Genomic DNA, 19480 nt, shown 5'->3' with positions numbered 1-19480 from the left:
GGCTTCCTCGGAGCTCTGCCTGGGCGTGTGTCTTGTATGGATGCTATACGAGATAGAGGAGCGGCGGGGAAGGCGCCGCCAGCAGGCTGAGTGGATCCGCAGCGCCACGAGAATTGTAGTGCCGCGCTAAGCCGGTGGACCTTGAGCCCCGCATAGATATGCGTAGAGGGACAATGCTCCACACCAGTATCAATGTTCCCTGCCAAATTATGACAGGTGCACGCATGCGCTGCCCGGCTTGGGCCTAAGCTCCGCGCCGGACGCGCGACATACTTCCTGCGGGCGCAGCGCCGTTGACGTCCATCTCGTCCAAGAGCGCCTTGGCCTCCCTGAGATCCGGGGTGTCGAGACCCTCCGTGAACTGACAATAGGTTTGCCGGAGAAGCTCGCGTCCTTCGCGGCGGCGTTCCCGTGTCTGCCACAGACGGGCATAATTAGTGGCGGCGCGGAGCTTGAATGCGAGCGCGCCTTGTCGATCGGCTGTTTCTATCGCCTGCAACAGCCGCCGCGCGGCCTCCGGTACCGCTTCGCCGCCGCGAGTTGCGAGACACGCACCCAGCAGACGATGCGCCTCCGCCTCAAAGAGGCGGTTGCGACTTGTCGTGATGACCTCGATGGCCTCCTGAACAACTTGCTCGGCACGATCCACCTCGCCAGCCTTGAGAAGGGCCTCCGCGAACACCAGGAGTTCATAATCGTAGTAAAAGCGTCGGACCGACTGCCGCGTGGCTTCGACGGCATCCTCCATGCGCTCTAGGCCTTCCGTTATCTGGCCAGATTGAAACGTCGTCCAGCCAAGCAGTAGGGGGCACACAACGAAGATGTTGCTTCCTTGCTCGCGGCCAATGCGTATTGTCAGTTCGGCGTATTCGCGGCAGGGCTCTGCGGCGCGAAGCATTTGGCGAAGTGCTGCAGACCACCAAGCCGCATGAGCTAGGCTAGGAGGATGGCCTAGCCGATTGCCGAGTTCGAGCGCGGCAGCGGACATTTGTATCGCCTGGTTCGCAAAGCCGGTGACCCAGAGGGTGATAGCGCTGTGCGCGTAGGCGCAAACGCCGGTATCGTGACCGCCATAGTCGTAAGCGTGCGCGTGATGACGCTCGGGATCGTAGAGCGCAATGCCCCGCTCGGTGTCGGCGAGCGTGATTGCATTGAGGCCCAACACGTGGGAGTTTGCCCAACGCGAGTGATATGCCTCCAGCATCAGATCCCGATCAACGAGCCGCTCGGCCACCTCGACGAGCTCGTTAGCCATCCCAAGCGCTTGCTCAGTGTGCCCTGTAATCAGACTTGTGTACCAATTTCCCCACATCGCCCGGAAAAGCTTTTTGTCGTCGCCCAGTCCCCGACCAAGCGTGACCGCTCGGGCGTAATGATCAACGATTTCGTGCCCCGCAGAACGAAAACCCCGTGCACTGACCAGTGCAGTGCCGAGCCCGAGCCGGATGTCGAGCTCTTGCTGCCAGCGCTCCGCCGAGTCAGGCATCTCCTCCAGAAGCCGCAAAGCGTTGGAAAAATGCTTCAGTGCCTCGCTGCCGGCTGAACGGCGCAAAGCCAGCTCACCGGCGCGCTGCCAATAAACCGCCGCCTCCTGACCCAAACCTGCTTCGGTTCGGTGGCGCGCGACCACCTCGGGCTGCTTCTCGACGATCTCGGGAAACATCTCCTCGATCGCCTGCGCAATTCGTGCGTGTAGGCTCCGGCGCCGGTCCCGAAGCAGAGTGCTGTAAGCTGCGTCCTGCAACAGGCCGTGCTTGAACATAAAGCTCGACTGCGGCAGCTCGCCTCGCTGAAAGATGAGGCCAGCCTCGACCAACCGGCCGAGCGTCTCCGTGATCTCCACCTCGGAGCGCTCAGCTACCTTGGCAGCGAGCTCGTAGGAAAACTCCCGGCCGATCGTCGCGCCGATCTGCGCGATCTCCTTGGCCGCGGGTCCGATCCGATCAAGCCTGGCCATTAGTGAAGCGTGTAGCGTAGATGGCACGGAAAGTGACGGCCGCGTCGTCGACGATCCCCGTCGAGGTGGACTCGCATCCACAACCGTCTTGGTCACTTCCTCCAGGAACAGCGGCACGCCGTCACCGCGTTCGACGATTTCGCCGATCAGGTCGTTCGGCAACGATTTCGTCTTCAAGGCGAGCAGTCGAACCAGAGCCTCGCTGTCAAATCGGTTCAGACGGTTGAGCGTCAGCACGGTAACGTGCGGCTGGTCTGCCCATAGTGGCGCGAAGTCTGGGCGAAAGGTTGCAATCAGCAAGACCGGCATGCGCTCGATTCGACGGATGAAGATGTCGAGCAGATCGCGTGTGGTCGGATCAATCCAATGCAGGTCTTCAAAGATCATCAACACTGGCTTTTTTCGTGCTAACGCGGTGAGCTGCCGGTTCAGCACTTCGAAAGTTTCTTCCCTTCTGCGTCGCGGATTCGGCTCGACTGCCTCATAGCGTGCGGTAGGCAGCAAGAGGAGATCAGCGACAAGCGCGACGTCCTGCTCGGGCGCGGAGGTTTCAGCCATTAATGCTTCTAGTTTGTCCAATCTGATCGCGGGCGTGTCTTCCCGTCCAAATCCAGCCGCACGCTCGAGCATATTGATGATGGGGAATAGAGCGCTGTCTTGATGATGAGGTGAGCAGAAATAATGCAGCTCGGTGTATTGTTCCGCACCAATCAGATCCCTAATTGCGACCGTCAGGCGTGACTTGCCGATGCCAGCCTCTCCTGAGAATAGGATCACGCGTCCTTCGCCAGCTCTGGTCTGCGCCCAACGTCGCAGCAATAGCTCCGTTTCCTCTTGGCGGCCGACGAGTGGAGTTTCGGCGGAGCGCAGCGCCTCGAAACGGCTTTTGAAGCGGTTTTCGCCTAGCACACGCCAAGCGCGCTGAGGCTCGGTGAACCCTTTTAGGTTCTTGAACCCTAAGTCCTCGAGCGCGAACACCGATCCAATCTGCTTCCTGGTGCTGTCCGCTATCACGCCCGTGTTGGGTTCGGCCAATGCAAGCAAGCGGGCCGCCAGATTGGGCACCTCGCCCAAAACCTCTGTCTCATTTCCTGATCCGATCAGGTCACCCACAACCACCAAGCCGGTGGCAATGCCAACCCTGATCTGAAGCGGCTCGGGGCGGCCGAGACGCCCAATGCCTTCGATCAAGGCCAAGCTTGCCCGCACGGCCTGCTCAGGATCGTCTTCATGAGCGTTCGGGTAACCAAAATAGATCAGAACACCATCGCCAACTCTGCGGGACACGAAGCCGCCGAACCCGGGTACAATTTCTGCAACGCGCTTGTGGTAAGTGCTGATGACTTCGCCAAAATCTTCAACATCGAGATTCACGGACAGAGCCGTTGAGCCGACAAGGTCGCAGAACATCACTGTGATGTGGCTGCGCTCCGCAGGGGCCGCGCGGGGGTGGATCGGCGCAAGTTCTGGACTTCGAAATACGTCGCCAACGAGTGTTGCACCGCACTTTCCACAAAAGTTCGAGCCCAGCGCTTCACTGTTGCCGCAAGAGCCGCAACTGAGCATCAACGCCGATCCACACTGGCTGCAGAACTTGGCAAGTTCTGAGACGTCTGCGCGACAGCTAGGGCACTCCATACCGCACCTTACCGGTTGGATCGATCATGGTAGCACGGTCCTCATTCGACGCCCATCCGGCTGCCGGATGGGCGCGCCGACGATCCGACGTCCAAGTTGGCAGATGAATTCGAGGCATTATTGTCATCATAAAATCATGACATAGACAATCAGGGCCGGATCGACCCGGCTGCCGACGCCACGGTTGCGAGGACGAGCGCCGGGTGTCCGTGGAAATTGCACTTGTATTTCCAGCAGTGGTGCCTGTTGAATGGGTGTCCCGAGCAACGCGATTTGGCCACCGTGGTCATGACAGTCGCTCGAACAAATTCGAAGGCGGACCGGCCATTTCGGCGGGTCTACTTGGGGATTGGAGGCGTAAGCGATGAAGTCGAGCGCGTTGTTTCCGTTTATTCTCCTGATCGCGGCTGGTTGTACGGTGCAGGCCGCAGAGGTGTCCTACCAGAATGACCCAACCCAACCGCCGGTCAGTCATTTCCGGGGCACATGCGAGATCGATTCCGATGGGACCAAGTTCGCAGCGAGAGCCTGCTACACGACGTATTATCCCGGCGATCAAGGCTTTGGGAACGAGTACAGCCCCCCGGTTTGCATGAAAAAGCCGCTCAGGAAACGCGAAAAGGAAGTCCTGGCGAAGATATACAGCCGGGCCCCGGATTACTGCAGGCAAAGCTGTGTCGGCTGACGCAGTTGTTTGTAACTCAATCCAAATGGTGGGGCCCCGTTGGGTGGGGCTTTTGGGAGGGGCCGGATCGGCCGCCGGGGACTGGCGTCTACCTCGCGATCGCCTCTCGCGAGTTGAGAAGCAAAAAATCGATTGCGGAGCTTGAGAACGAAACCGTCAACCAGCTTCTTGGAATTCGGGATGCTGGCGGGGGCCGCAGAGCGCCTGTGACGCGGTTGCAAGGTGTGGTTGCCGATCCGGTTCTAACCATCCTGTCGGAGGTTGCGCACGAAATGGGGCACGTTTTGCTAGCCGATGCCAATGCGGATGGTGAAGACGCTGCTCATCCGCGACGAAGGGTCAGCGGTCCTCCCCGGAGCGCGTGCTTCGAGGATGCGTTCCTGGGGACTTCGTGGAATGCGGACATATTCCACAAGAATATGCGACGATGGGCCGACTTTGGCTTCCAGAACAACAACGTACAAAAAAATCCGGACAGTGCATTCAACGTCGAGGGCGTCAGAGCCGCCGTTCGGACACGCAACTTCGGCGTTGCAAGCGATGCGATCAGAAATGTCTATCGGAACAATGAGTTCGTAAGCTTACAGGCGAAAGTTGCCCCTGAGGAAGACCTCGCGGAGATGTACAGGTACAAGGTGTTGGTGGATGCAAGTCCAAGGGGGCCGGTCCTTCGTTTGGACGGTAAATCCATCGATGTGCAAAGCTGGCTCAAATCCGACATTCTCGCCAAGAAGGTGCAGTGCTTGCGCGATCTCGGATTCCTGACGGCCCAGCCTTGACCGGATACGGGGGCCCCAACCAACTCAGGAGGTGGAGTCCTGAGTGCGACCGCTTGTACGCTCGATCAGACGGCGGGCTTCTTCCCAAGCGAACGTCTTGGCAAGCTGGTAGGACACCTTGAGCGGAACCACGCCGCCGTCGAGATGACCGATCATAGCGCGAAGCATCGCTTGCGCGTCCATGCGCTTCTGATCGACTTGACCGCATGGAAGCCAAGCCGCGAAGCGATCGAGCGCACAGGGCGCGAGGCCGCGGCCAGCCGCGGTCTTCAGGATGACGTCGTACGTCCTGTCCTTGTAGAACAGTGCCTTGGCGATCCCAATCAGCGCGGATGCGACGTCCAGTTGCACGATCCCCGACCTCAGCGCACTGTTCACTGTGGCGCGAACGTTCACCATGGCCTCAGTGAGCATAAGGTATTCGACCTCCGCGGGCCCGTGAAGAACCGCGATTTCTTCGTCATCGGTTAATTCCCCCGTGCGAAATTGTCGATACACGTCTCCGACTCCAATCATCCCGAACTCGGCCAGTTCGGCGGCCCGCAGCGCACCGATGCTACCGGCGCCGTAAACGTGGATTCCCTGCGACATCGCCCAGAGAATCTCCTTGTGCCAGACGGTCGGCACCGTTTCGAAATAGCCATCTACCACGCCGATCAGCTCTGGTCGCCGCAGAGCGCTCAGATACAGATCGCCGCGCAGCACTGGTGGCCGCCATTCGATTCCAGGGATGGTGGGGCGCTCACCTGGCGGCAGTGACGGACCCGCGAAGATGATGGCACTCATGCACTGCCGCCGCGGACGCGACGCGCCCGAACACCTGGAACATAGCGGGGGTGGGTGCAATCCCACTCGAGGCCAGGGATTACCAACCTGACGACGGGGATTCCAAGATCCGGACGCGTGAGATCGACGACGATCGCCCGTTCAATGCCAATTGCACGTAATCGCGTCAGTTCCCATCGCAGATCGGCCGCCACATCGTCGGAGTAGAAGTCGGGGGTGTCAGCAAAAGATCGGGCCTCCGCCGCCTGCGAGGCAGCATCGAGCAGGGCTGCGCCAAGCTTGTCCTTGGCCGATTCGGTGTAGTCTAGGAGATCGTCCCTGATTCCGGCGATATACGTCAGCCGGGTTTGCGCGGCCTCGGTCATGGCCCGAGCCAACGCGATGGCGCGATTGGGATGGCAGCCCGTTCCGCGAAATCGTCTCAATCCACCCGAGGGATCGCCGATCGTTGCCGGAATGTCGCAAATGAATGTGGCAATGCCAATGTCGGATGTGACATCCCAAAGCCGCGGCGCCATTCGCGCTTGTTCGTACAGGTCGAGCAGGCTGCGGCAGTCCTCGTCAGTGATTGAGGCGATGTCGACGCGGCAGTTGGAGCGGACGCGCATGTCCTGCGCATGCCACAGGGCAACGGCGTCTCGTTCGACCAACTCGCAAATGGCCGCGCTGATCGCTTCGGAAAGATGGTTGCCGGACGCCAATCCATTGGTGCCGGACAGAAAGTGCTCGCCGCTGTGGGAGCTCGGGAGTGTGTAGTCGGTATGCACGACCTCCCAAGGCACCCAACAGGGCTCACGGCAAAGCAAATCATATCCCTCGATCCAGGCGATCTCGGTTCGATCAGAAAGCGCAATGCCGGTTCCAGCAAGCGAGAGGGGAGACGTTACGCGATTCTCAGTTGAGAGCCGCTGAAAAGTCGAGAGCCGCGTGCGTTCCGTAAGTTCTTCGCCATGAAACAGCTCGATGGCTTCCATCATGGCAGAGGCGAATGCCTGAGCGAGTACAAGACCCTTGCCCTGCGATACCGACACTGAGCGCGAGTTCGGACGAACGGCGACCGTGACCGGAATTCCGATTCGATCCAATCCCGTCACATTGCCGAGACGAGTCACCCCGATCTGCCGCGCCATCGCCTTGGCACGCGCCAAGGTTGCTTCTGGCGCGACTGTCCGATGGGTGCCACGTATGAAAGACTTGAGAACCGGGCCATGGAGACTGTTGGCAAGGCTGGCAACGTCCGGCCGGTGCACGGGCAATGACGATCTCTAGTGAAGAGAAGCGTGAAGCGGCAACAACTGCATCATTTGCCGGTTCCCTTGTTCGCTGCTCGCGAGTCCCTGGGCTTCTCGCCTTTGGCGCCCCCACCCCCGCTCGCGACGATCATCGCGTCGACCGGGATGGACACGGAGCGCCGGTCAGCGCCCTCATCCCGCAAAAGCATCTTTAAATACGCCGCCTCGGGCGTATCGCTCAACTCCAATTGCTCAAACGGCCGGCCATCCTGTGAGATGTATAATTTTTCCCCCTGGATCACGACCCGAACTTCGCCGGGCTGTGAGGCCGATTGGCTCGAAGGCCTGGGAGCAGAGCCGGGCGGGCCAAGCTGCGGCCTGTCTGCCCGGGCGTCGCCAGCAAGCGCTCCAAAGCCCAGCAGGAGCGCTCCCCAGCCGGGTAAGTGAGACCAGAACTTTCTTAGCTTTGCGCGCGACATGTGACCTCCTCACACAGGCAGGACATGAATGTTCAATAAAACACAGCACGGCATCACGGTGTCAAGCGTCTGTGCGGACCGTCGATATGCAGAGGGTCACTAAATCGGCGCTCGCCGAAAGGATAATACCCCACTTCGAACTTCGGCCGCCTGGATCGCTCAGCGCCGCAATCTGCACCCAGCCAAAGGATCCTGGGTTGCTTCTGATGCCGCGCTGGTCTTTCCTTCAGAACTGCTTTTCGGAATTGGGAGGCAAGAAAATGAGATTAGGTCTTTGGCTTCGCAACGCGATATTCGTGGCTTGCTTTGCACTCGCGACGGTGACCCCATCGTTTGCACAAAAGTCGGCTGACACGCTGCGCATCACTTGGCGCGACGCGATTCCTGACGTCGATCCCTACTACAATTCCCAGCGCACCGGCATGGTCGTCGCATTCCAGGCATTCGACTGCCTCGTGTATCGCGATCCGATAAGCATGGAGATCAAGCCGGCGCTGGCGATTTCTTGGCAGCAGGTGGATCTGACCACCATCGACTTCTCTTTGCGCCAAGGCGTCACGTTCCAGAACGGAGATCCATTTTCTGCCGATGATGTGGTGTACACGTTTAACACAATCATTCGCGACAAACGGGTGGCGATTCCCGCCTACTACTCATCGTTCGCTGCGGCCGAGAAGCTCGATCACTTTCGAGTACGCATCAAGCTGACCGGCGTGTCGCCGGCCGTGATGGAATACCTCGCGATGGTGACGCCGATCTGGCCAAAGGCCTATCGCGAGAAGCTCGGTCCCGATGGCTTCTCTCGCGCCCCCATCGGCACTGGCCCTTATAAGATCACCAGAGTGGACGGCACCACCCAGATCGAGATGGAGCGATATGAGGGTCACTACGCTGGCAGCCCTAAAGGACGACCCGCGATCCGCTACATCAAAATTCACCAGGTGCCTGACGCCACGACCGAGATGACGGAGCTGCTAGGTGGCAAGGCCGATTGGATCTGGGGCTATAATGCCGATCAATTCGCCAACCTCGCGAAAGTGCCCAATCTTGAGGCGATGCGGTTCGGCACCATGCGGGTCCATTTCATGACTATCGACGCGGCTGGCCGAACGGGTGCAGACAATCCGCTGACCAAGCTGAAAGTGCGACAGGCGATACTCACCGCAATCGACCGCCAGACCATGGCCAAACAACTGATCCAGGGCGACTCGCAGGTGATCGATACACCATGTTATCCTAGCCAGTTTGGTTGCGACGTATCGGCAGCCGTCAAATATCCTTATGATCCGGAAAAGGCGAAGCAGCTTCTTGCTGAAGCCGGCTACCCCAATGGCTTCGAAACCGAGATCATTTCCTACAATACGCCGCAGATAAACGCCGCTCTGCAGAACTACCTCAAAGCTGTCGGCATCAACCTGCGCATCCAGCAACTACAGATCGGCGCCGTGATTAGAAAGGCGGAGGCCGGCGAGGCGCCGCTGTATTGTGGCAGTTGGGGCAGCAACTCCATCAATGACGTCTCCGCATTCATACCTTACTTCCTTGGCGGAGGCTTGGACGACTACGCGCGCGACCCCGATGTGCTGGAGCTCGTCAAAGCGGCAGGAAACACTCTGGATCCCGACGTGCGCCGTCAAGCCTATAGTCAGGCTATCCGGCTCGCTACGGAACGGGCTGAGTTCGTACCGCTGTTCAGCGCCGTCCGCTACGTCGCTTTTTCAAAGCAGTTGACCTTCCAGGGTTTCCCGGACGATCTACCACGCTTCTATCTCTCAAGCTGGAAGTAAGCCTACAGAGCGTCTCTCGATTGCGATCGACTAGCTGCTAGCCGCCAAAAGACATTCGATGAGACGACCATCCTTGCGGATGTTGTCCGGGACAACGGTGCGGCATTCCGAAAGCGCCTTCGGGCAGCGGGGGTGGAAGCGGCAGCCCAAAGGGATGTCGGTGGGATCAGGGTAGGCGTCGCCAAGACCCACGTCGAGGATGCCTAGCGCCGGCTCCGGAGTCAGTACAGAAGCAAGCAGGGCTTGCGTATATGGGTGCATAGGTCGCCGGAACAAATCCTGCGTCGGCGCGTGCTCGACAAACCGCCCGAGGTACATCACTGCCACTTCGGTCGCAATATGTTCGACCACCGCCAAATTATGACTGATAAACAGATAGGTCAGCCCGAGCTCGCGCCGCAAGTCCGAGAGCAGGTTTAGGATTTGCGCCTGCACTGACACGTCCAGCGCGCTGGTCGGCTCATCGCAAACCACGATGCGCGGATGCAGCACCAGCGCACGGGCGATAGCAACGCGCTGCCGCTGGCCACCGGAGAGTTGGCCAGGGAGTCTGTCGGCCATCTCGGTGGAGATTCCAACCCGCGCCAACATCTCCATAATCCTATCGGTTTGCTGCGGCTTCGTGAGGTCGCCTTGCGATGCCAGTGGCAGGCCGACGATATCCCGCACGCGCTGGCGCGGGTTGAGCGATGCAAATGGGTCCTGAAAAACCGGCTGGATCAAGCGGGCGCGTTCGCGTCGGTCCATGTGCGCAAGGCTGCGGCCATCCACCAGAGCCTCGCCCGAGCTAGGCGGCAACAGCCCCAAAATCAGTCGGGCGAGCGTTGACTTGCCGCAGCCGGATTCACCTACGATGCCGAGGACATTCCCTGCGGCCAGAGAGAAAGTCACTCCATCCACGGCGTGCACCGCGCTACGCACGCGCCCAGCAGCGCTACGTTGCTGGAACTCGCGGTACACATTCCGCACCTCGATGGCGTGCGTCATGGTGAAGCGTCCATCTTCCAGTCAGGCGGCAGCCGGCAGCGATAGAAGTGGTTCTCGCCTGCATCATGCAAGTGCACGGGCTCAGCGCATTCGCGCGCGGCCATCGGGCAGCGCTCCCGGAAGCCGCAACCAAGGAAACCGCGCCCGATGTGAGGGACGCCCCCCGGAATGCTGCCCAAGGGCTCCCCTGGCTTGGTCATGCCGGGCACCGGAATGCAATTCAGCAGACCCCGCGTGTAGGGATGCGTTGGCGCTTTGATGATCTGTTCCACTGGCCCGCTCTCGACCACTTCGCCTGCATACATTACGGAGACATGCTCCGCCATTCGTGCCACGATGCCGAAATCATGTGTGATCAGCAGCAGGGCTAAGCCCATTTCCTGCTGCAGCTTCCTGAGGAGGCGCAGGACTTGTGATTGGACTGTCACATCCAGAGCCGTAGTAGGCTCGTCGGCGATCAGAACTTCCGGATCGCACATCAGCGCCGTAGCGATCATCGTGCGTTGGCGCAGACCACCGGAGAGCTGGTGCGGATATTGGGCGAGGCGCATGCCCGGCGCGGTGATCCCGACGCGGGCCAGCAACTCGGCTGCTCTGTCCAGAGCCTGCCGCCGGGAGGCCCGTCGATGGCGTTCCAACACCTCTGCCATTTGCGAACCGATCGTGTAGGCCGGGTTCAGGCTTGTCATCGGCTCTTGGAAGATCATCGCGATCTTGTCCCCGCGCAGCCAAGCCATCTGTCGCTCCGACATAGCCAGCAGATCATGCTCGTGAAAGCGGATGTGGTCGGCGCTGCGGACGGCGCTCCGCGGCAACAGGTTCATCACCGACAGCGCCGAAATGGACTTGCCGCAGCCAGATTCGCCAACCAGGCAATGCGTTTCGCCCCGGCGGAGCGTGAGTGAGACGCCACGAACTGCTTCCATTCGGGGGAACGACACCCGCAGATTGGCGATGCTGAGTACGGGCGCCATCACCAGCCCCTATGCCGTAAGTCGGTGCGCAGCATGTCGCGCAGCCCGTCACCCAGTAGATTGATCCCGAGCACCAGTATGAAAAGCGCAACGCCCGGTGTTACAATCACCCACGGACTGAAGAACATGTACTCCTTCGCCTCAGCAATCATTAGTCCCCAACTCGGCAGAGGTTGCGGAACACCGAGTCCGAGGAACGACAACGCTGCTTCGAGCAGGATCGCGAGGGCCATCTCCAGCGTTGCCACCACCACCAGATGGCTGGCGATATTGGGTAGCACCTCCCGGACGAGAACATGCGCGCGCGAGGCGCCGGCCGCCTGAGCGGCGGCGATGTAGTCGAGATTTCGCACCTGCATCGTCGTGGTGCGCGCCACGACCGCGAACCGTTCCCACAGCAGCAACCCGAGTGTGAGGATCACCACAGTCAGGGAGCTGCCGACCAAAGCCACCACGGTGAGCGCCACCAGGATCAGGGGGATCGAAAGGCGGCAGGTGATCAGGAACATCACGAGGGCATCGACCCGACCGCCATAGAACCCACCGACGATACCAATCGTGACGCCAATGAGGCCCGACGTGATCACGGTCAGCACGCCGATCAGAAGGGAGATGCGCGTGCCGTAGATTAGGCGCGACAGGTAATCGCGTCCAATCTGGTCGGTGCCCAGCAGATGCGCAGCATGGCTGCCCTCCATCCACACCGGAGGAACGAGACGCAAGTTCAAATCTTGTGCGAACGGATCGTATGGGGTCAAATAGGGCGCGAATATCGCCACCACGAATGCAGTGATCACGATCGAGGCACCGAGCAGCGTCGCGAGCCGGCCGAATGCAGGCAGTCGGCGGCGCCTCCACAGGGGCTGCGTGTCGTCAGCCGTTTTCATATTCGTAGCCTTGGGTCGAGCAGCGCGTTCATCATGTCCGCCAGCAGTGCCAGCGCGATGTAGATGACGGCCAGGAACAGCACCACGGCCTGAACCACGGGAAAGTCGTTCTTGGTGATTGATTCCCAAGCAAGATAGCCAACGCCTGGGACCGCAAAGACGGATTCCGTCACAACGGAGCCTCCAAGCATGAAGCCGAGTTGCACGGCCGTAATCGAAACAACGGGCATGGCGGCGTTGCGCAAAGCATGCTTGAGAACGATCGTCGGCCTGCTCAGACCCTTGGCACGCGCGGTGCGAATGTAATCCGCGCAGAGTGCCTCGATCATACCCGATCGAGTTAGACGCATCAGCGCTGGGATGGCCGAGAAGGCCAGCACGAATCCCGGCATGATGTAGCCCTTCCAAGTGTCGATACCCGATATTGGCAGCCACTGCAGATTCAAACCGAACAGGACGATGAGGAGCAGACCGAGCCAGAAGCCCGGCACTGCCTGCCCTAGGAGCGCAATTAGCATGATACCCCGGTCGACCGCCGACCCCTCGCGCATCGCAGCGATAATGCCGAGTGGCAGGGCTATGAGCATGGCGATGATCAGGCCGGTCAAGCCAAGAGCCAGGGTCACCGGAAGCCGCTCGCGTATCAGCCCCGAGACTGGGACGTGGAATAGGTAAGAGCGGCCGAGATCGCCTTCGGCGACATGGCCGGCCCAATCGAAAAACTGCACCACGAGCGGCCGGTCGAGTCCGTAATTTTTCGTGATGATCGCAATATCCGCAGCGGTGGCGTTTGGACCTGCGATCGAGGCCGCGAGATCGCCGGAGAGATGCGTCAGCATGAAGCTGATGACCAGTACGGTCAGGCAAACCAGCGCGGACAACCACAATCTGCGGAAGATGAACGACAGCATGGTCGACAAGTAGAACACCAGATGCACAAGGGCAAGTTTGAGGTGTAGGCAGACCTCCAGTCCTTTTGAGCCAACCGGCAGCCGCGGCAGAGCAGAGACTGCGTTGAGGTACGAACTGGCTGGAGCTCTGCCGCAGCGCCCGTTCGCTCGGAGATTCGACTTTCATCGTGCGATCGAAGTCGACGTTCATACGTCCCGGGAGACATTCTTCCGCAAGCACTAACTGCATGACTTTGCTGAGAGCCGCTCGTCGTACGTCCCCGCAGCGTGGCGCTTGGCTTCGGCGGGGTCGAGGTGAAGTATCTGGTTGCTGTACCCAATATCCACTCAGCTTCGCCCGGTGAGCACATTTCAGTCGCGCGGCTGCACCAGCACTTACGATGCCGCTTTGATGGCGGCGTGCGCACTCGCCGATACGCGAAATAGTCCGTCATTATCCGCCCGGCAGCCCCGCGGAATCGTTGGCTGACGGGCACGTGATCTACAGCATCCAGTGCTTGAATGGTCCCTGACATAGCAGGGTCGGCGTGCGACTCGACGCACTCCCCCAGGATCAGCCGTGGTCGCGCGTCGGTTTGCGCCTGGTCTGCTCAAGATGCGGCGCGGCAGGATCTGTGCATATCGTCCCGAAGGGGCATGACAGTAGCGGGCAAGTCAGGCCAAGCATAGGCGCTTGAGGTTTTGATTCCAGCGATGAAGCACGTCACGGAACGCCCTTTTGCCAATCCAGAGGCTGCAGCCTGCCAGCTCGTTCAGCTGGCTTCGGGCATTGGGGCAGTACAGGACGGCAGAATCCTTATCGAGAAGATCAACTACCCCTTCCTCTACACGCTCAAGGGAAGCGGCGCGGAGTTCGGCGCCGGCATCAAGTCTGCAGTCGAGCGCGGCTGGTTCGATCTGCACGAAAGCGGCACCTATGTGCGGCTGCTGACGCCGGGCAAGGATTTGCTGGCGAAGGCATGACGTGGTCCGCTTTCGACGAGTCGATCGTGCTGCCAAACCGCGGCAAGTTAGTGACGCTGCTTGACGCCGACGAGTACATCAGTGCTTTGCCGAAGAGGAGCATCAGGCGCCGGAGTGGCAAGCCGCGATGGACCGTTGATTTTGGTCGCGGAAGGTGGAACCCGACCATGTTTGCCCGCATCGGTCTCATGCGGGCGTTGAACGGGCACTAGAACCACAGAGGCCGACGCAAGCTGAACAGGATCAATGATCACGGCTGCCCCTGAGGGTCACCAACCTATCGCATGCTGCACATCGCGAAGCACCGTAGCTGTGCTTCGTGTATAGCGGCCATCGTTCCAGCGATAATCCACTGCATATGCCGCAATCGCAGCGAAGATGATTGCAAATCCGATCTTGCCCATATCCAACTGCGCGCCCGCGCTCCAGATAAACTTCGGGATCAAATTGCTACGCAAGAATGTCGTCTGACGAAAAATTTCGATGCGCGCGGAAGTCTATTTCTCACGGAAAAGCCGCAGCGTGGTTCCAGCCCCACTGCGGCATTCCCGGGCAACTTGAAATTTGTTGGTATTTAAATCGCGCCGGTGTTCTCACAGTAGAACACCCCGTTCCGAAAATGGACTCCGGACAACTACCGGATTCCGGTTTTGTACGCATTGTCGATATAGGGGTAACGTGGCATCGCATGGCTTCCAGCCCCCAATGCTCCCGGCAGCCGATCCAATTGCGGATTAGAGCGCCGGGAGTGCTAGGCCGGCCCGCATGACCGGCAGCCCTTAACCCCGCAGTTGGAGGCCGAAGTTTTCCGCCACACGCTTCACTGATGAAATGTATCTATCCAACGCACTCGCAATCTGTACCGCGCCGGCGCCTTCGCGCGACAGCGCGAGCAGAAGTTGCACCTCTGCATCGGTCCATTCTTTGGGTTTGTCGTTTCTCTTCATCCACGCGATGCTTGATGGATCATCGGATTGGTTTCAGATAGGAAGAAAGCCCGCCAGGTGCGTTATCTAGCGGGCTTCCGGCCGAAGGTCGCAGCGAGTTCACCATTGCGACCGACGAATATGAACGCAACTAGGTTTACAGTTTGTTAGCGGCGACTGCGTAGCTTGTTGCTTGGGATGGGGCCGTGGGGGACATACGCGGCCTTGTGCTCGGGGTGAGAGCCCGCCAGCTAGCCAGCCTCGGCGGCGCTCTCCCTCCGCATGGATGGTTCAGGTTGATCACTAATGCGGTTTGTGATTTAGATCATATTTCCCTTGCCCGACGGCCCGGTATGATCGGTTCACCGGGGCTGGCTCCATATTTCACTTAGATCTTTCCACCCGGATTTTTGACCGCGCGGGGCCGCAGCAGGATCTCTCTGCTGCGGCCTTTGCCGGGGCGACCATGGAATTCCCAAAGATCGATCGCGACACGCTTCGCCTGATCAAAGCGTTCAAAGAGATCAAGAGTCGCGGCACGCGCCGCGCAATTCTCCTGCTTCTTGAGCAGCTAGCCCACAAGGACGGCGGAGCCTCAAACGCCAACCGGAAGGGCCATTAGGCCGTTAGAGGCAGCCTGTGACTCGAAGCCGTCCATCTTCAAATGTGAACTCCGTAAGACTACAGTCTACGAACTGTCATTGCTGCGGTGCACCAACTATGCTTGCTTTTTAGGCATCCTCACCTTCATAAGACACCGTGATCAATTGGATCGGAGATCTCCTCCGGGACTGATCGACCAAGGACCATTTAACATGACCGATTTTTCCAACATTCAGCAGCATCTTACCGCTATTACAACCGCCCAGACCGATTTCGCGAAATCGTCGTTCGAGGCCAGCAAGGCCTATTTCGAGAAGCTTGCAGCCGTGAAGTCCCCCGACAAGTTCACCGAATTGACAACCGAATACGCCAAGTCTGCACAAGAGACGTTCTTCGCTGAAGCGACCAAGATCGGCGAGCTTTACAGGACTTTTGCGCAGGAAGCCTTCAAGCCGATCACCTCAAGCTTTCTGCCCAAGTGACCGCATCGCTCGGCCACTCCGACGCATTGAAGAAGCAGCGATAAGCTGCATCAGGCCCCGGCGGCCAACGACGGTGCTTGGATTACTAACGCAAGTAAGGATTTCGCGCCGTAGCACTTCGATTGTGACACGCTTTGTCCGCGAAATCTGTGCGCTGCAAGATGCGCGAAGGCCGTCAGCTCGAAACCATATGGCAGGTCCCACGAAGCGATCCTGAAACAGAACGGCACTAGCCTTCATCAGGTGGATAGGGGACCTCACGTCATGTGGACGATCATCAACGCACTCTATGAAGAGTACTGCCAGGCTCGCCTCGACGAGATGCTGCGGATCGATGCTGTAAAATAGGCGCTGACTCCGCGCCGTGATGGGCTGAGCGCGAGTTTTGGCTCAGCCGCGATAGAACAAATTGGAGGGCAACATGGCGGCATTGACTACCCGTATTTTTCCCAAGGCGTCGGTCGAGACGATTGCTGACTTCGAGGCGTTCTTATCGGTATCTCTATTCTGTTTTGGCGGCTTGCTCGTGTCTGTGAGCATTATTGTTGCCGACAAGTACATGCCGGGCGAGTGGTTCTGACCGAATCGTCCTGACGAAGGCGAACCCCGATGGTGCGTACGATCGTACTTGCCGCATTCTTATTGATGTCGGCTTGCTATGTTGCCGCCGCTCAGCAGACTACGGCCGACCAGTATGCCGACCTGCAGAAGGATTTCGCCGAGGCATACAATCGCAAAGACGTCGATGCCATGGCTGCAGCTTTTACCAACGACGCTATTCGGGTGACGCCAAGCGGTATCTTCGTAGGCCGAGAAGCGATTCGCCGTAACCTGCAGGATGTCGTCAACTTGGACCTGCACGACTACTCGGTCGAGCGCAACGTGTCGCGGTCTTTCGGCAACTTCGTGTTCAATGCTGGCGAGTGGCAGGCCAAGCTCGGCGACCAACCTCTACACGGCTACTATACCGCAATCGTGGTCCGAGACGGTAGCGTGGCGAAGATCATGGAAGAGACCGTGACCATTGCTGCTCCTGGGCAGTGATGAAGCCTTATCATGAGGCGGAGATCGGCGTGCTGCGCTGGTTGGCATTGTTCTTCTAGCTGTGCAAACTTGCGGCTCAGTTCACGCCGAACGCCGGATCGCGCTCCTGATAGGCAACTCCGCCTATAAGAGCGTTCCTCCGCTCGCGAACCCGGTGAACGACGGCACTCTTGTCGGATGCCGCAGTCATCCCACCGCGGCGGCGGGGGTCTCATAATTGCGCCTGGTGGGGTTGGCATGAGCACGCAGATGATGCTCGGGCGCCAATGATCCTGGTCCCTAGCAGCGCTTTGCGTCATCGTCACGATGAACACTGGTCCCGTCTCACTGACGACGCGAAGTCTTCAACTTTCACCGGTCGTAGCCCATGCTCAACGTCACGGGCAAGCCGAAGGGCCGCTCCCAGGCAGCCTCGTCGTCTTGAGGAGTTCGCCCGTATGGTTAGTATGGGGGCGACTTCCTTCAAAGTGAAACTAGTACCTGCGCATTCCATGCAATGCCGAAAGGTTATCGGAATGTTCTGGGACCGGCTGCTAGCAGCCCAATCGTCTCTGCGCCGCTGACATGCTCTCACGCCGCCCCCTGGTCGCGGCGCCCAATACGTACGCAAGATAGTCATCGGCGGCGAGACCGCGTCCGACGGCCGGCAGGTAATCTGGGATGGCATTTCGATCGGCAACGCGATACAGACGAGTGCTTCGATATTGTCTGCGTTCATCGATGTGATATTTTTAGGAGCTCGATCCTTTTGGGGATCGTATGCTGCGTCGCGTTCGCCAGTTTTGTGGGTCCGCTATGGGCGAAATTCGCAACTTCCGATCCGGGAACAACGGTGACCCCCCTTCACACGGCGTCGGGCCTCGCCGTCTGGCAGCGATCATTGTCGGTGACATCGCTTCCTACAGCCGCCTGATGCAGGCCGACGAAGAGGGCACGCACGTCCGCGTCAAGCGGATCGAGCGGGATCTGATCCAGCCCAGCATCGTTGAGCACCATGGGAGCCTGGTGAAGACGACGGGCGATGGCTTCATCGCGATTTTCGACAGTCCGGTCGAGGCCGTGCGATGCAGCATCGTCATCCAGCAGAACCTGATCGGGCGCAACGCCTCGCTTCCGAAGGATACGCGGATCGAGTACCGGATTGGCGTCAATCTGGGCGACGTCATCGTTGAGTCGGACGATATCTACGGCGACGGCGTCAACATCGCCTCACGTATCGAGGGCATCGCCGAGCCTGGTCAGGTCTACATCTCGGGCGCGATCTACGAGCAGATCAAGCACAAGGTGGTGTGCGGCTACGAGTCACTCGGGGACCGGAAGGTCAAGAACATCACCGATCCCGTGCGCGTCTATCGCGTGCTGCCGGATGCAGATGCAGTCGGCAAGACCAAGGGCCGGCGCGAGAATATCTTGATCTTCCTCCTGAGCCTCACGCTGCTGGTCATTGCCACCGGCGTGCTGTGGTACCTGCTGACGCAGGCGCCGGGCAAGGTGAGCGAGCATGCCGCCCTGCCCGCCGCTTCTCCTAACGCTTCTCCTAACACTTCCCCTGCCGCATCGCCAAGCCCGCAGCCGCCGCCGCGCGAGGGCGTCGCGCAAAGGCCGCAGCCTTCTCCCTCCTCGGCTTCGTCGCCTCCCTCGCCCGCTCCGCTGCCAAGTCCATCGACAGTTCCCGTCCGCGAACCCGAGATGGTCGCCGTTCGCGGCGGCAGCTTTACGATGGGAAGCAACGACGACCCGACCGAGCGTCCTGTCCATCAGGTGACTGTCAAGCCGTTCTCGATCGGCAAATATCCGGTGACCGTGCAGGAATGGAACGATTGCGCCGCTGCAAAGGCGTGCGGCTTCACGGCCATCGGCAAGGACGATGCGCCGGTCAGCAATGTGAGCTGGACCGACGCGCAGCAATATGCGGCCTATCTCGCCCAGGCGACGAAGAAGACTTATCGGCTTCCGAGCGAAGCCGAATGGGAATATGCCGCGCGGGGCGGAACGCAGACCAAATATTGGTGGGGCGACAAGCTCCAGCCGGGCATGGCCGGTTGCAAGGATTGCGGTGATCTCGCGGTCGAGCAGCCGGCGAAGGTCGGCAGCTTCAGGCCGAATCCGTTCGGGCTCCACGACATGGGCGGCGGTGTCGATCAGTGGGTCGAGGACTGCTGGCACAAGACCTATCAGGGCGCGCCCGGCGACGGCTCGGCATGGAGCAGCGGGGACTGCAGCGCTCATGTCCTGCGCTCGGGCTCCTGGAAGAACGATTCGAGATATGTGCGGCCGCCCAACCGCGATGGCTACGACACCAATGTTCGTTATCCGACGCACGGATTCCGCGTGGCGCTCAGTCCTTGAGTGTAGGAGTT

Annotated in this window: 17 protein-coding genes; 7 read left to right on the top strand and 10 right to left on the bottom strand. The window is 59.7% G+C overall.

Translation table 11 applies throughout. The features are described 5' to 3' along the window. Nucleotides 1-244: 244 nt before the first annotated feature. Nucleotides 245-3595, bottom strand: coding sequence for an adenylate/guanylate cyclase domain-containing protein (locus tag IVB41_RS10150; protein WP_081747860.1), 3351 nt, complete (start codon nucleotides 3593-3595; stop codon nucleotides 245-247). A gap of 588 nt (nucleotides 3596-4183) precedes the next feature. On the opposite strand from IVB41_RS10150, the gene IVB41_RS10145 reads away from it, so the two are divergent. Next, on the top strand, nucleotides 4184-5059 hold the full coding sequence (locus IVB41_RS10145; RefSeq protein WP_247430490.1) for a hypothetical protein: 876 nt from the start codon (nucleotides 4184-4186) through the stop codon (nucleotides 5057-5059). 24 nt (nucleotides 5060-5083) lie between these two features. On the opposite strand, the gene IVB41_RS10140 is transcribed toward IVB41_RS10145, so the two are convergent. Genes IVB41_RS10140 through IVB41_RS10130 form a run of 3 tightly spaced genes read right to left on the bottom strand, consistent with a single transcriptional unit; the run spans nucleotide 5084 to nucleotide 7556 of the window. Further along, nucleotides 5084-5845 (bottom strand): TfuA-like protein, encoded by a 762-nt coding sequence (locus IVB41_RS10140; RefSeq protein ID WP_247430487.1) that lies wholly within the window; start codon nucleotides 5843-5845, stop codon nucleotides 5084-5086. Then, on the bottom strand, nucleotides 5842-7095 hold the full coding sequence (locus tag IVB41_RS10135; RefSeq protein ID WP_027567932.1) for a YcaO-like family protein: 1254 nt from the start codon (nucleotides 7093-7095) through the stop codon (nucleotides 5842-5844). Before IVB41_RS10135 ends, IVB41_RS10140 begins: the two co-directional genes overlap by 4 nt. Nucleotides 7096-7145: 50 nt before the next feature. Beyond that, nucleotides 7146-7556: a hypothetical protein gene (locus tag IVB41_RS10130; protein ID WP_027567931.1), complete on the bottom strand. Its 411-nt coding sequence runs from the start codon at nucleotides 7554-7556 to the stop codon at nucleotides 7146-7148. A 206-nt stretch (nucleotides 7557-7762) separates the two neighbouring features. Here IVB41_RS10130 and IVB41_RS10125 point away from each other — a divergent pair, with 206 nt between their 5' ends. Further along, on the top strand, nucleotides 7763-9343 hold the full coding sequence (locus tag IVB41_RS10125) for an ABC transporter substrate-binding protein (protein WP_247430664.1): 1581 nt from the start codon (nucleotides 7763-7765) through the stop codon (nucleotides 9341-9343). Nucleotides 9344-9373: 30 nt separating this feature from the next. Here IVB41_RS10125 and IVB41_RS10120 read toward each other — a convergent pair whose 3' ends face one another. The 4 genes from IVB41_RS10120 to IVB41_RS10105 are packed head-to-tail and all read right to left on the bottom strand — an operon-like array spanning nucleotide 9374 to nucleotide 13102. Further along, nucleotides 9374-10330 (bottom strand): ABC transporter ATP-binding protein, encoded by a 957-nt coding sequence (locus IVB41_RS10120; protein WP_027567929.1) that lies wholly within the window; start codon nucleotides 10328-10330, stop codon nucleotides 9374-9376. After that, nucleotides 10327-11304: an ABC transporter ATP-binding protein gene (locus IVB41_RS10115; RefSeq protein ID WP_247430484.1), complete on the bottom strand. Its 978-nt coding sequence runs from the start codon at nucleotides 11302-11304 to the stop codon at nucleotides 10327-10329. Before IVB41_RS10115 ends, IVB41_RS10120 begins: the two co-directional genes overlap by 4 nt. Next, entirely contained in the window at nucleotides 11304-12191 is an 888-nt protein-coding gene (locus IVB41_RS10110) for an ABC transporter permease (protein ID WP_081747856.1), read from the bottom strand. The genes IVB41_RS10115 and IVB41_RS10110 overlap by 1 nt, the downstream gene beginning before the upstream one ends. Continuing rightward, nucleotides 12188-13102 carry an ABC transporter permease gene (locus tag IVB41_RS10105; protein ID WP_027567928.1) on the bottom strand — a complete coding sequence of 305 codons (915 nt, stop codon included), beginning with the start codon at nucleotides 13100-13102 and terminating at the stop codon, nucleotides 12188-12190. Before IVB41_RS10105 ends, IVB41_RS10110 begins: the two co-directional genes overlap by 4 nt. Nucleotides 13103-13795: 693 nt before the next feature. Between IVB41_RS10105 and IVB41_RS10100 the strand changes: the two genes are divergently transcribed. Continuing rightward, nucleotides 13796-14065 (top strand): hypothetical protein, encoded by a 270-nt coding sequence (locus IVB41_RS10100; protein ID WP_247430481.1) that lies wholly within the window; start codon nucleotides 13796-13798, stop codon nucleotides 14063-14065. A gap of 269 nt (nucleotides 14066-14334) precedes the next feature. On the opposite strand, the gene IVB41_RS10095 is transcribed toward IVB41_RS10100, so the two are convergent. Further along, nucleotides 14335-14523 carry a hypothetical protein gene (locus IVB41_RS10095; protein WP_247430477.1) on the bottom strand — a complete coding sequence of 63 codons (189 nt, stop codon included), beginning with the start codon at nucleotides 14521-14523 and terminating at the stop codon, nucleotides 14335-14337. Between the two features lie 321 nt (nucleotides 14524-14844). Beyond that, nucleotides 14845-15012 carry a hypothetical protein gene (locus tag IVB41_RS10090; RefSeq protein WP_155809755.1) on the bottom strand — a complete coding sequence of 56 codons (168 nt, stop codon included), beginning with the start codon at nucleotides 15010-15012 and terminating at the stop codon, nucleotides 14845-14847. 794 nt (nucleotides 15013-15806) lie between these two features. Between IVB41_RS10090 and IVB41_RS10085 the strand changes: the two genes are divergently transcribed. From IVB41_RS10085 to IVB41_RS10070, 4 genes are all read left to right on the top strand, one after another. Then, on the top strand, nucleotides 15807-16076 hold the full coding sequence (locus tag IVB41_RS10085) for a phasin family protein (protein ID WP_051462794.1): 270 nt from the start codon (nucleotides 15807-15809) through the stop codon (nucleotides 16074-16076). 421 nt (nucleotides 16077-16497) lie between these two features. Next, on the top strand, nucleotides 16498-16656 hold the full coding sequence (locus IVB41_RS10080; protein ID WP_197031148.1) for a hypothetical protein: 159 nt from the start codon (nucleotides 16498-16500) through the stop codon (nucleotides 16654-16656). Nucleotides 16657-16685: 29 nt separating this feature from the next. Continuing rightward, a complete protein-coding gene (locus IVB41_RS10075; RefSeq protein WP_247430473.1) occupies nucleotides 16686-17120 on the top strand; it encodes a nuclear transport factor 2 family protein in 435 nt (144 codons plus the stop codon). 795 nt (nucleotides 17121-17915) lie between these two features. Further along, a complete protein-coding gene (locus IVB41_RS10070; RefSeq protein WP_247430470.1) occupies nucleotides 17916-19469 on the top strand; it encodes an SUMF1/EgtB/PvdO family nonheme iron enzyme in 1554 nt (517 codons plus the stop codon). Nucleotides 19470-19480: the final 11 nt, after the last annotated feature.

This window comes from Bradyrhizobium sp. 44 (genome assembly GCF_023073095.1).
In the GTDB taxonomy this organism is placed as follows: Bacteria; Pseudomonadota; Alphaproteobacteria; order Rhizobiales; family Xanthobacteraceae; genus Bradyrhizobium.
The sequence above is the reverse complement of the archived record's forward strand: the minus strand, read 5'-3'. Positions and strand labels throughout refer to the sequence as shown.

Bases quoted from the DNA above. Each gene is read 5' to 3' on its own strand.
- IVB41_RS10070 (WP_247430470.1), top strand. From the start codon at position 17,916: ATGGGCGAAATTCGCAACTTCCGATCCGGGAACAACGGTGACCCCCCT.
- IVB41_RS10130 (WP_027567931.1), bottom strand. From the start codon at position 7,556: ATGTCGCGCGCAAAGCTAAGAAAGTTCTGGTCTCACTTACCCGGCTGG.
- IVB41_RS10080 (WP_197031148.1), top strand. From the start codon at position 16,498: ATGGCGGCATTGACTACCCGTATTTTTCCCAAGGCGTCGGTCGAGACG.
- IVB41_RS10115 (WP_247430484.1), bottom strand. From the start codon at position 11,304: ATGGCGCCCGTACTCAGCATCGCCAATCTGCGGGTGTCGTTCCCCCGA.
- IVB41_RS10140 (WP_247430487.1), bottom strand. From the start codon at position 5,845: ATGAGTGCCATCATCTTCGCGGGTCCGTCACTGCCGCCAGGTGAGCGC.
- IVB41_RS10120 (WP_027567929.1), bottom strand. From the start codon at position 10,330: ATGACGCACGCCATCGAGGTGCGGAATGTGTACCGCGAGTTCCAGCAA.
- IVB41_RS10105 (WP_027567928.1), bottom strand. From the start codon at position 13,102: ATGCTGTCGTTCATCTTCCGCAGATTGTGGTTGTCCGCGCTGGTTTGC.
- IVB41_RS10085 (WP_051462794.1), top strand. From the start codon at position 15,807: ATGACCGATTTTTCCAACATTCAGCAGCATCTTACCGCTATTACAACC.
- IVB41_RS10090 (WP_155809755.1), bottom strand. From the start codon at position 15,012: ATGAAGAGAAACGACAAACCCAAAGAATGGACCGATGCAGAGGTGCAA.
- IVB41_RS10100 (WP_247430481.1), top strand. From the start codon at position 13,796: ATGAAGCACGTCACGGAACGCCCTTTTGCCAATCCAGAGGCTGCAGCC.
- IVB41_RS10125 (WP_247430664.1), top strand. From the start codon at position 7,763: ATGCCGCGCTGGTCTTTCCTTCAGAACTGCTTTTCGGAATTGGGAGGC.
- IVB41_RS10110 (WP_081747856.1), bottom strand. From the start codon at position 12,191: ATGAAAACGGCTGACGACACGCAGCCCCTGTGGAGGCGCCGCCGACTG.
- IVB41_RS10150 (WP_081747860.1), bottom strand. From the start codon at position 3,595: ATGGAGTGCCCTAGCTGTCGCGCAGACGTCTCAGAACTTGCCAAGTTC.
- IVB41_RS10075 (WP_247430473.1), top strand. From the start codon at position 16,686: ATGGTGCGTACGATCGTACTTGCCGCATTCTTATTGATGTCGGCTTGC.